The 9,712-nt window shown below is 52.9% G+C and carries 13 protein-coding genes; 1 reads left to right on the plus strand and 12 read right to left on the minus strand.

Going from position 1 to position 9,712, the window contains the following annotated elements:
* Nucleotides 1–111 precede the first annotated feature (111 nt).
* The 11 genes from EVJ26_RS02720 to EVJ26_RS02770 all read right to left on the minus strand — a co-directional run bounded on the left by EVJ26_RS02720 (nucleotide 112) and on the right by EVJ26_RS02770 (nucleotide 6,868).
* Entirely contained in the window at nucleotides 112–837 is a 726-nt protein-coding gene (locus EVJ26_RS02720; protein WP_131458974.1) for a class I SAM-dependent DNA methyltransferase, read from the minus strand.
* Nucleotides 837–1,184, minus strand: a complete 348-nt coding sequence (gene rsfS, locus EVJ26_RS02725) for a ribosome silencing factor (RefSeq protein WP_016508195.1) — start codon at nucleotides 1,182–1,184, stop codon at nucleotides 837–839. The genes EVJ26_RS02720 and rsfS overlap by 1 nt, the downstream gene beginning before the upstream one ends.
* 10 nt (nucleotides 1,185–1,194) lie before the next feature.
* Nucleotides 1,195–1,752, minus strand: a complete 558-nt coding sequence (yqeK, locus tag EVJ26_RS02730) for a bis(5'-nucleosyl)-tetraphosphatase (symmetrical) YqeK (RefSeq protein WP_131469691.1) — start codon at nucleotides 1,750–1,752, stop codon at nucleotides 1,195–1,197.
* A complete protein-coding gene (locus tag EVJ26_RS02735) occupies nucleotides 1,742–2,311 on the minus strand; it encodes a nicotinate-nucleotide adenylyltransferase (RefSeq protein ID WP_071399266.1) in 570 nt (189 codons plus the stop codon). The genes yqeK and EVJ26_RS02735 overlap by 11 nt, the downstream gene beginning before the upstream one ends.
* Nucleotides 2,308–2,604 carry a ribosome assembly RNA-binding protein YhbY gene (yhbY, locus tag EVJ26_RS02740; protein ID WP_016508126.1) on the minus strand — a complete coding sequence of 99 codons (297 nt, stop codon included), beginning with the start codon at nucleotides 2,602–2,604 and terminating at the stop codon, nucleotides 2,308–2,310. The genes EVJ26_RS02735 and yhbY overlap by 4 nt, the downstream gene beginning before the upstream one ends.
* A gap of 5 nt (nucleotides 2,605–2,609) precedes the next feature.
* Nucleotides 2,610–3,395: a shikimate dehydrogenase gene (gene aroE / locus EVJ26_RS02745; protein WP_071399265.1), complete on the minus strand. Its 786-nt coding sequence runs from the start codon at nucleotides 3,393–3,395 to the stop codon at nucleotides 2,610–2,612.
* Entirely contained in the window at nucleotides 3,392–4,504 is a 1,113-nt protein-coding gene (gene yqeH, locus EVJ26_RS02750) for a ribosome biogenesis GTPase YqeH (RefSeq protein WP_016508207.1), read from the minus strand. Before yqeH ends, aroE begins: the two co-directional genes overlap by 4 nt.
* Before the next feature lie 133 nt (nucleotides 4,505–4,637).
* Nucleotides 4,638–5,264 (minus strand): YqeG family HAD IIIA-type phosphatase, encoded by a 627-nt coding sequence (locus EVJ26_RS02755; RefSeq protein WP_070327818.1) that lies wholly within the window; start codon nucleotides 5,262–5,264, stop codon nucleotides 4,638–4,640.
* Nucleotides 5,265–5,403: 139 nt separating this feature from the next.
* Nucleotides 5,404–6,189, minus strand: a complete 786-nt coding sequence (locus EVJ26_RS02760; protein WP_131458971.1) for a phosphatidylserine decarboxylase — start codon at nucleotides 6,187–6,189, stop codon at nucleotides 5,404–5,406.
* Nucleotides 6,186–6,605, minus strand: coding sequence for a thioredoxin family protein (locus tag EVJ26_RS02765; protein WP_131458969.1), 420 nt, complete (start codon nucleotides 6,603–6,605; stop codon nucleotides 6,186–6,188). Before EVJ26_RS02765 ends, EVJ26_RS02760 begins: the two co-directional genes overlap by 4 nt.
* Before the next feature lie 68 nt (nucleotides 6,606–6,673).
* Nucleotides 6,674–6,868, minus strand: coding sequence for a YjzD family protein (locus EVJ26_RS02770; RefSeq protein WP_070327820.1), 195 nt, complete (start codon nucleotides 6,866–6,868; stop codon nucleotides 6,674–6,676).
* A 164-nt stretch (nucleotides 6,869–7,032) separates the two neighbouring features.
* Here EVJ26_RS02770 and EVJ26_RS02775 point away from each other — a divergent pair, with 164 nt between their 5' ends.
* Nucleotides 7,033–7,845, plus strand: a complete 813-nt coding sequence (locus EVJ26_RS02775) for a Cof-type HAD-IIB family hydrolase (RefSeq protein ID WP_131468568.1) — start codon at nucleotides 7,033–7,035, stop codon at nucleotides 7,843–7,845.
* Nucleotides 7,846–7,908: 63 nt separating this feature from the next.
* Here EVJ26_RS02775 and EVJ26_RS02780 read toward each other — a convergent pair.
* Nucleotides 7,909–9,479, minus strand: a protein-coding gene (locus EVJ26_RS02780; RefSeq protein WP_131469692.1) for an IS3 family transposase whose coding sequence is annotated in 2 segments (ribosomal slippage) — nucleotides 7,909–8,840 and nucleotides 8,840–9,479 — 1,572 coding nt in all. Because the reading frame shifts where the segments join, the coding sequence is not laid out codon by codon here.
* Between the last annotated feature and the right edge of the window lie 233 nt (nucleotides 9,480–9,712).

Genomic DNA, 9,712 nt, shown 5'->3' on the forward strand with positions numbered 1-9,712 from the left:
TTTCCGTAAAATGTCTCTACGGACTTATTCCCATTTCCGTGTCTAATCGAACAACTGTGTACATATTTCCATATGACAAAGACCCCATCGCTTCACGCGATAGGGTCTCGTTTATTTCTGGGCGACGAAGAAAATTCGTTCGGCGTTTTGGCCCGGAGCTTGATCCGAGAAGTCGGCCGTGACCGATTTCACGTGGAAGCCGGCACCGATGAGCCATTGCATATACTGCCCTGGCTCATACGTCCGCTGTTCGTGCGTCTCTTCGACGCGTTCATACGTGCCATCCTCGAGCGCGACGAAAAACGTCAAATCGTGGATGACCGAGAGCGGCTTCTCGCCCGGGTCAGCGAACCAGATGTAAGAACAGTCTTCCCCGTTCGACGCGTACGTCTTCTGGTTGAAGAGCGTCTCCATCTTGTTCGGTGAATGGACGTCAAAGATGAACGTCCCGCCCGGCTTCAGCTGCTCATATACCGCCTCGAACGTGTCGACGACGTCGGCCTCGTCTGCAAGGTAGCAAAGCGAGTCACAAAGGATCGTCACGGCATCGACCGGAGCCGGCAGTTCGAGCTCACGCATGTCTTGTTGCCAGAGCGGTAGCGTGACGCCCGCTTCAAGCGCTTTCTCTTGGGCGACTTCGAGCATTGACTCGGATAAGTCGAGACCGATCGTGTCGTAATGCTCGGCCAGCCGGATCGTCGCTGAGCCCGTCCCGCATCCGACGTCGGCAAGCGATGCACCGTCCGCGACGTGGCGCCGCACGAACGCGACCCAATCCGCGTACGGGGCATCTTTCATCAACTCATCGTATACGTAGGCGAACCCTTCGTACGTCATTAGCCGACTTCCACGTCGACGTGCGGCGCGTCAGCCCATAATTTTTCAAGGTTGTAGTAGTCACGGTCGTCACGGTGGAAGATGTGGACGACGACGTTTTCAAGGTCAGCGAGCACCCAACGTGCCGAGTCCATGCCTTCGAATTTTTTAAGCGGCAAATCGTTCTCGCCCGCCACGTCTTTGATTTCACGTGCGATCGCTTCGACTTGCTTCTCAGAGTTACCGTGGCAGATGACGAAATAATCGGCGATCGGTGAGATACCTTCCATGTCGAGGACGACGATGTCTTCCCCACGTTTATCGTCAACAGCTTTTACAATCAATTCAAGTTCTTCTTTTATAGTCATATAGACCCTCCTAAGGTGTGTTCAAATAATAGTTATATGTCGTAATCGTCTGCGGGAAAATCCGCACCGACTTCTTCAATAAATAGTCAATCGTATGGCGCAGTGTCGCGACGACGGCCGCTTCAAGTGAAACGTCTGCCAAATCGCGCAACACGTCGACACCGGGATACCGACGATTCGGTTCAATCGCATCCGCGACAAATAAAATTTGATCGAGGCGCGACATACCGGGTTCGCCGGTCGTGTGGTTTTTGATGGCCGATATGACTTCAGCGTCGAGGTCGTAGGCGCGGTCTAACAAGACCGCTCCGACCGGCGCATGAAGCAGTTCGTCATCAAACTCGAGCAACAACGGGTCGAGATGCTCGTCTAAGACGATTTGACGCATCTCGTCACGGTCATGGTACTTCGCATAATCGTGCAACATTGCCGCAAGCCTTGCCTGGTCTACGTCCTCTCCATACGTTCGGGCGAGACGTTCTGCCGTCTCGACGACACCGAGTGTATGGATGTACCGTTTCTCAGGCAACGTTCGTTCAATCAATGCCTGTGCTTGTTCATACGTCATACAAATCGTGCTCCTTGATATAAGTTTCGACTTCAGACGGGACGAGATACGTGATCGACTTGTTCCGCTTCGTGCGTTCCCGAATGTCGGTCGACGAGATCTCAAGCTGCGGCATGTCGATCGTACGGACGTCAGCTCGGCTCGGGATCCGGTAGCGGCTCCCGGGCCGTGCGACCGCACCGAACGTCACGAGCGTAGTCAGCGTCTCATAATCGTGCCACTTCTCGAGCGCATCGAGTGAATCGGCCCCGATCAGGAAGAAGAACGTGTCAGCCGGATACTGCTCCCGCAACCGTTTCATCGTCTCGACCGTGTAGGACGGTTCAGCTCGTTCGAACTCGATCAAGTTGAGCTTGAAATCCGGGTGACCGGAGATGGCCCGCCGCGTCATCTCGATCCGGTCGTCCGCCCGGCTGAACCCGGCCTTATGGGGCGGGATCGCTGCCGGTAAGAACCAGACCTCGTCGAGCTCGAGTTGTTCTCTCGCCTGCTCGGCGATCAACAGATGACCGAGATGCGGCGGGTCGAACGTCCCTCCCATCAGCCCGATGCGACTCATGGAAGCTTGATTTGGCGATTCTCTTTCTCTTTCGCCTGTTTGTACAAGACGATGACTTTTCCAATGACTTGAACGACTTCTGCCTTCGTTCCTTCAGCCAACTCTCCAGCCACGTCTTTCGGCGTGTCGAGACAGTTTTGAAGAACTTGGACTTTTAACAGTTCACGCTTTTCGAGCGCATCGCCGATGTCTTTGCACATCGCTTCACTGACGCCGTTTTTTCCGACTTGGTAGATGGCCGAGAGGTTGTGTGCCTCGGCGCGTAAAAATCGCTTCTGTTTACCTGATAACATTATTTTTATTCCTCCAATAAGCTTTCAATTAACTTCATTCCGACAATTTGATCCGGTTTCACACCTGTCCAGCGTTCGAACGCCAACGCTCCCTGCCCGACGAACATGGCAGTCCCGTTCACGGTTTTACCGCCTCGGATTGTGGCGTCGCTTAAAAACGGTGTGACGAGTGGACGATATATGATATCACAAATGACGGTGTTTTGTCGTAATCCATTTAACGGAAGCGGTGATTGTACCCCATCCATGCCGACCGATGTCGTTTGGATGATGACGTCGTAGCGGGCGACGTCGACATCACCGAGCGGTTGTGACTCGATGCCGAACGTCTTCGCGAGACGCTCGGCCCGGTCGATCGTCCGGTTCGTGACCGTGACGTTTCGGGTCGGCAACGCGCTGATGATCCCGCGGGCCGCTCCACCCGCCCCGATGACGAGCACACGACCAGACCAGTCGGTGTACGGGTCGAGTGCGGTCACAAGACCGACGCCGTCCGTGTTCGCGCCGATCAAACGTCCGTCCCGCTTATAGACGGTGTTGACGGCACCGGCCGACTTGGCTGAGTCCTCCAAGTCGTCTAACAACGGGATGACCGCTTCCTTGTACGGGATCGTGACGTTGAACCCGTCATAGTCCCCGTCCCGCATCGCCTGAAACAACGGGGCGAGCTCGTCCGCTGTGACGTCGAGCGCGTCATACCGCCCGAAAAGCCCAGACGCTCTCAGCCACTGCTCGTGCAGGGAGGGAGAGAGCGAATGAGCGATTGGGTGACCGATGACGGCCAGTCTCATACGAGCGCCTCGCGTAATGTGACGACGACTCCTTTTGGTGCCCAAGCGGCAATCCGTCCACCTTTTCCGTGGATGGCGACCCAACCGAGTCCGCTAAAGACGATATCCGTCTTGACGCCGTCACGGAGACTAAATTCATGACGCACGAGCGGCGGCAACAATTGCAACGTCTTCTCGTTCGGCGGGTTAAGCATTTTGCCGATATGGTTTTCATAAAGCTCATCTGCTTTGTCGAGCTTCGTCCGGTGTGTCTTCAACTCGTTCGACATGTAGACGACGAATGAACGTTTATTGCCTTCCAGGTAATCGAGACGAGCCAGACCACCAAAGAAGAGTGTTTGCTGCGGGTTCAATTGGAACACGTGCGGCTTGATCTCTTTTTTAGGTGTGATCGTCTTCAAATCGCGCGCGTCGACGTAATGCGCCATTTGATGGCGGTTGATGATCCCTGGCGTATCGTACAGGTTCGCATCATCGTCGAGCGGGACGTCGATCAAGTCGAGCGTCGTTCCCGGGAAATGACTGACGGTGATGATCGCTTCATCTTCAGCACCGAAGCGCTTGATGATTTGGTTGATGAGTGTCGATTTCCCGACGTTCGTACAACCGACGACGTAGACGTCTTTCCCTTTGCGATAGTACTCGATCTTCTCTGCTAGTTCGTCGATGCCGTGACCTTTTTTAGCGCTGATCAAATGGACATCGACCGGCGTCAAGCCAAGTTCTTTCGCCTCGGTCTTCATCCAGTTCGCCATCCGGTTCGGGTTGACCGACTTCGGCAGTAGATCGACTTTGTTCCCGACTAACAAGACATCGTTCGATCCGACCGAACGTTGAAGTCCCGGGAGCCAGCTTCCGTTGAAATCAAAAATATCGACGATTTTGATGACGAGCGCTTCTTTGGCGCTGATCCCGTTCAAGATGCGCAAGAAGTCATCGTCCGTCAATTCGACGTCTTGGATCTGGTTGTAATGCTTCAATTTGAAGCAGCGTTGGCAAATGACGATCTCGCGATCAAGTGCCGATTTTGGTGCATAACCGACTGCTGTCGGGTCTTCTGTTTGAATGAGAACGCCGCAACCGGCGCAATAACGTTTCGTTTCTTCCATATTCGTATGTGCTGTCCTTTAAGTTTCCTCTTCTTCATTCTTCGTAGCGCCTCGCCGCTACTCCTGAAGCGTTAATTCCGACGTCTTACGCGCCGTACAAGACAGCCTCCTTCTTCCTATGCGTTCGAGGCCCTTATTTATCTTTTTTATGTGAATCTTCTGAACGTGAGTGCATCGCCTCGCCGATTTTTTCAGCGACGGCCACTTTGGCCCGCTTCGCATCGACTGCGATTTCCTCCACTTTTTTCGTGATCAACACGTACTTCCCGCGACGCTTCATATGCGCGAATACGACTTTCTCCAGCATGCGATTGAACTTCGTGACGAGACCGTCCGTCTTGACGACGGGCTGCACGTGAACGACGTGAATGCCTGCCATATTGGCGCCGAGCACGTCAGTGAAGATTTGATCGCCTAAGAAAATCGCTTCTTTGGTTGAATAGCCGTACTTGGCAAGTGCTTGCTTGAACCCAGACGGCAACGGTTTTTTCGCACGCGCCACATAATGAAGACCGAGCGGTTCCGTAAACGTGCGCACGCGGTTCTCGTTATTATTCGAGACGACGATGACATCGAGTCCATGTGATTTCACTTTCTCGAGCCATAGCAAAAGAAGCTCAGGTGCGTGCGGGACGTCCCAGGCCACGAGTGTATTATCAAGGTCCGTCAAAATGACGCGGACACCACGGTCTTTCAAGTCTTCAAGGTCGATGTCAAATACTGACGCGACGAACTGTTTCGGATAAAGTCGATTAAACACGTTTGTATTCCTCCAATTAGCTAAAGCGATTCAACAGCTTATACAAGTATTGATATCCCTTCTATGTTATACGAAAACCGGCCAAACGACTAGTGTCTCGTTTGACCGGCCAGAAAATTGTTGTCTATTTACTTATCAGTCATCGGTTCGATTGAATCGAACCGATGACTTCACCGAGCCGGACCGGACCAATTTTCGCCGGGTCGATGACGACACGATCTTTCTCAAAACAGAGGATGACGGTCGAGCCGAACGAGAAGTAACCGACCTCGGCCCCTTTATCGACACGTTCGCCGTCATGGGTCCATTCGATTGTATTGACGTTCAAAGCGCCGACCATGATGTGCTCGTAACGTCCGGCCACGCTCTCAAAGCGTGTGACACGGCGATAGTTACGTGACAACGGGCGGACCGTCTCCGTCAAACCGAGTTCATTCACCGGCGCCGAACGGTCGCCGAGCTCGTAATGGCTGAGCACTCGGCCTGCGAGCGGGACATGGACACGGTGGTAGTCACGCGGGCTCAAGTAGAGCACGCAAACCGTCCCGCCGGCATACCGTCTCGCCTCTGACTGTGAACCGAGCATCTCGGCGAGCGTATACGACTGCCCCTTCACTTCAAACCGACTCTCGTCTGTTATGGCGGACACGATCGACAGCTGTCCGTCGCACGGTGATACGACCGTGTCCGTGTTTGCATCGATCGGGCGCGCCCCGTCTTTCAAGTGGCGCGTGAAAAAGGCGTGCAGACTCGGATAGGCGTCGATCGGCTCTGCCGCTTCAGCGATATCGATTTGATACGTTTTCGCGAACGACGGGATGAACGCGCGGCTCGCCTTCGATTCGGCAAACTGACGGAGCCGCTTGGCGATGAACGGTGTCGCATTCAATTCAAACAACGTCTGATACAAGCGGCTTTTGATCACTGTGCGGCCTCCTCGTTTTTAAAGAACGTTTCGTACTGTTGTTCCGAGACGGCCCCTTCGACACGACCCGTTTCTTGACCGTCTTTAAAACGAATCATCGTTGGTGTTCCGTTAATGCCATAAGTCGTCCAGACGTCATGATCGGCCAAGTTGATCGAGACCGCGTCATACTCCTCGATGAGTGGTTCGACATACGGTTTGACTTGATCACAATATTCGCAACCCGTCTGCCAGAAGTAAACGACGACCTCTTCTTCTTCGTCAATTTTCTGTTCGAGCTCGTCCGCTGACACGGCGTTGACGCCGGTCTCTTCATTCGCATTATTCAAGAAGAATAAGAGCGCGATCCCGATCACGATGATGGCACCGATGATGGCGAACGTAATGAAGTTGGCGCGTTTGGCACTGTTTTTCATGGTCGATCCCTCCTAAATGTGTATAAAAAGAACTGACTCGGATATGAGCCAGTTTGGTTGTGGACGTCTTACTTTTCTTGGGCGACGTCGTTGATTCCCATGTCTTGGTTAAGTGTATCCAAGAGCGCGATAAAGATTGTGATGACCACGCCAAAGGCTGTTGCGAGCACCGCATTGAACGTCACGCCATCGACAGCTGAAATGATAAAGACTGCTGTATTCGAAAGCAAGATCGCCCAGAACAATGTGACTAAGTAACGCATCGAAAGTCCCCTCCATCTCACAGATGATTCATAAAATTCCATACGGCAATAGTATATCATTGTTGCCGTACAATATGCGACCTCGATTGTATATTCTTTCCGTCGAAACGTGAAATATGGTACGGTCAGAGAAATAGTACACAATGTAGAAAAGAGGATGACTTATGTCACGTTATTTAATCGCAGTCGATTTAGACGGTACGTTGTTACGAGATGACAAGACGATCAGTGAGCGGAACATCCGCGCTCTTCAAGCGGCTCGTGATGCCGGCCATGAAGTCATGATCGCAACAGGACGGCCCCATCGTCACTCGATCATGTATTATGAACAACTCGGCTTGACGACGCCTTTGATCAACTTCAACGGAGCGCTCGTCCATCACCCGAAAGATATGTCCTACGCGGTCACACACCGTCCGATCCCACTTAAAACAGCACACGACATCATCGAAGAAGTATCGGAGACGAAAGCACACAACATCGTCGTCGAAGTGACCGACCACGTCTATTTCCATAAAGATCCGCAAGAATTTTACGGTCCCTACGCCGAACGGGCACTCAGCGTCACATCTGGTGACTTGCTCAAGCACTTGCAAGACGAGCCGACGTCGCTTTTGATCCACGCGACGAAAGAACACGTCGACAACGTCCGGGCCAGCTTGAACAAAGTGCACGCCGAAGCCGTCTTGAACCGTCAATGGCGCATGCCCGAGCACATGATCGAAGTCATGAGCCAAAATACATCGAAGGCGCTCGGCCTTCGCGAAGTATCGAAGCACTTGAACATTAGCCGTCAGAACATCATCGCTTTCGGCGATGAAGAGAACGACCTCGAGATGCTCGACTACGTCGGCACGGGCGTCGCGATGGGCAACGCCATCAGCCAGCTCAAAGTCGTCGCCAACGAAGTGACCGCTTCGAACATGGATGACGGCATCGCCATCTACCTCGAAGAAAAATTTGGCATCAAGTCATAACAAAAACCCGCTGAAATTGAACTGCTCCCCGTCAAGTAGACAGGGCAAATAATGAAAACCAGCCTAGGCGGCTTGAGACCTGTATTCGACAGGGCTCAAGCCGTTTAGTCGTTTCTGGAAACGATCGTGGTTGTAGAACGATATGTAGTTCTCGATGGCCGTTGTGAGTTCGCTATAGGCCTGGAACTCACGCAAGTAGTACATCTCCACTTTCAAGGTGCCCCAAAAACTCTCGATCGGGGCGTTGTCGAGACAACGTCCGACCCGGGACATGCTGTGGGTCAGTCCCGCGTCTTCTACCATGCGTTTGAACCCTCTCGAGGTATATTGGAATCCTCGGTCACTATGGATCATCGGACTCGCTCCTGTACGGAGCCCCGCGATGGCTGGCATCATCGTATGGAAGACGAGCCCGTTGTTGTTGGACTTCCCGATACGATAGGCGACGATCGAGCCGTCGTACAGGTCGATGATCGCGCTCAGATATGCCTTCTTCCCGGCACCATATTTGAACTCGGTGACGTCGGTACACCATTTCTCGTCCGGTCGGGACGCACTGAATTCCCGATTCATCAGGTTCTCGGCCACATGTTGCGGTGACGATTTTTTGTACCGTTTTCGCTTCTGGCGGATGACCGAACGGATCTCATGGATACGCATCAGACGATAGACACGCTTCTCATTGTATGCCGGCAGGCCATGCTGGCGTCGTCTGCGGTTGACCGTCATGGTGATCCGTCGATAGCCGTAGGTCCCGTTCACCTGGTCATAGAGAAGGCGGATGTCCTCCAATAGGCTCAGGTTCTCCTCTTCGCGTACCGAGACGGTACGCTTCAACCATTTATAATAGGCGGCCCGTGAGACTTGCGCGATTTCGCACAGGAGCACGACCGAGAACGTGTCGCTTGTCGACAACTCCTCGATGGCCGTGTAACGCAATTGTAGCCGGATTTGGCTGATCAACCTCTCCTCTCGATCTCCTCTAACTTTTTTAGGAACAGGTTCTCGGCCCGCAGGCGCTCGTTCTCGCGCTCGATCTGTTGGATGCGACGTTCGAGCTTCTCCTCGTTGGTCAGTTCCTCTTCTTGCTTCGTCCGTCCGCGCCGATCCTCGAGCCCATGCACGCCGTCGGTATCATATTTTTTCGTCCAGCCATAGACCTGCTGGTAAGACACGGCGAATATCTCGGCCGTCCGTTGATAGTTCCGTCCGTTCTCCAGGCAATACCTGACGATCTCGATGCGTTCCTCGAATGTGGTCTTTCTCCCTTTTGCCATAGCTCGATCCATCCCTTTTCTCGAATCTGTTAACTCGCTATGACCAGTATACTTCTTAATCCATTTCCGAAGAACAGACCAATCACTGATTTGATATTTTGAGAGAACCTCCATTCTAGTGAACCCATCGAGATAGTCACAGACGGCCGCGATCTTCTGTTCCTTGGTGTAAGGGTTCCATGTCTTCGATTCCTTCAAGGCGTCGATCCCACCGATATCGAATTTGGCTTTCCACACCCGGAGGGTATCCTTAGAGACGTGATGAGCCTCCTCGATTTCCTTCCAGGTATATCTTTCTGCGTCCATCATACGCAGCGCACTCAGTTTTTGTTCGATCGAATGCCGACTTCTCGCCATAAAAAAACACTCCCCAATCAGATGAGGGCACTGAAAAACCTCCGCTCTATCCGAGCGTGAACAGAAAAAAAGGGCGATTGGACCGACTCAAGTCGGGACAATCGCTCTTTTTCCTTGCCCTTATCCTGTTTTTTCTTTTGAGAGGGTGATGATCCGCTTCAGGTTTACCGCGATGATCGCCATCACGCTCTGTAACGTCATGCCTTTCAGGTCTGACGTTTTGTTTCGCGCCA

Source organism: Exiguobacterium sp. SH3S1 (assembly GCF_004337105.1).
Classification (GTDB): Bacteria; Bacillota; Bacilli; order Exiguobacteriales; family Exiguobacteriaceae; genus Exiguobacterium; species Exiguobacterium aurantiacum_A.

Bases quoted from the DNA above. Each gene is read 5' to 3' on its own strand.
- EVJ26_RS02720 (WP_131458974.1), bottom strand. From the start codon at position 837: ATGACGTACGAAGGGTTCGCCTACGTATACGATGAGTTGATGAAAGAT.
- rsfS (WP_016508195.1), bottom strand. From the start codon at position 1,184: ATGACTATAAAAGAAGAACTTGAATTGATTGTAAAAGCTGTTGACGAT.
- yqeK (WP_131469691.1), bottom strand. From the start codon at position 1,752: ATGACGTATGAACAAGCACAGGCATTGATTGAACGAACGTTGCCTGAG.
- EVJ26_RS02735 (WP_071399266.1), bottom strand. From the start codon at position 2,311: ATGAGTCGCATCGGGCTGATGGGAGGGACGTTCGACCCGCCGCATCTC.
- yhbY (WP_016508126.1), bottom strand. From the start codon at position 2,604: ATGTTATCAGGTAAACAGAAGCGATTTTTACGCGCCGAGGCACACAAC.
- aroE (WP_071399265.1), bottom strand. From the start codon at position 3,395: ATGAGACTGGCCGTCATCGGTCACCCAATCGCTCATTCGCTCTCTCCC.
- yqeH (WP_016508207.1), bottom strand. From the start codon at position 4,504: ATGGAAGAAACGAAACGTTATTGCGCCGGTTGCGGCGTTCTCATTCAA.
- EVJ26_RS02765 (WP_131458969.1), bottom strand. From the start codon at position 6,605: ATGAAAAACAGTGCCAAACGCGCCAACTTCATTACGTTCGCCATCATC.
- EVJ26_RS02770 (WP_070327820.1), bottom strand. From the start codon at position 6,868: ATGCGTTACTTAGTCACATTGTTCTGGGCGATCTTGCTTTCGAATACA.
- EVJ26_RS02775 (WP_131468568.1), top strand. From the start codon at position 7,033: ATGTCACGTTATTTAATCGCAGTCGATTTAGACGGTACGTTGTTACGA.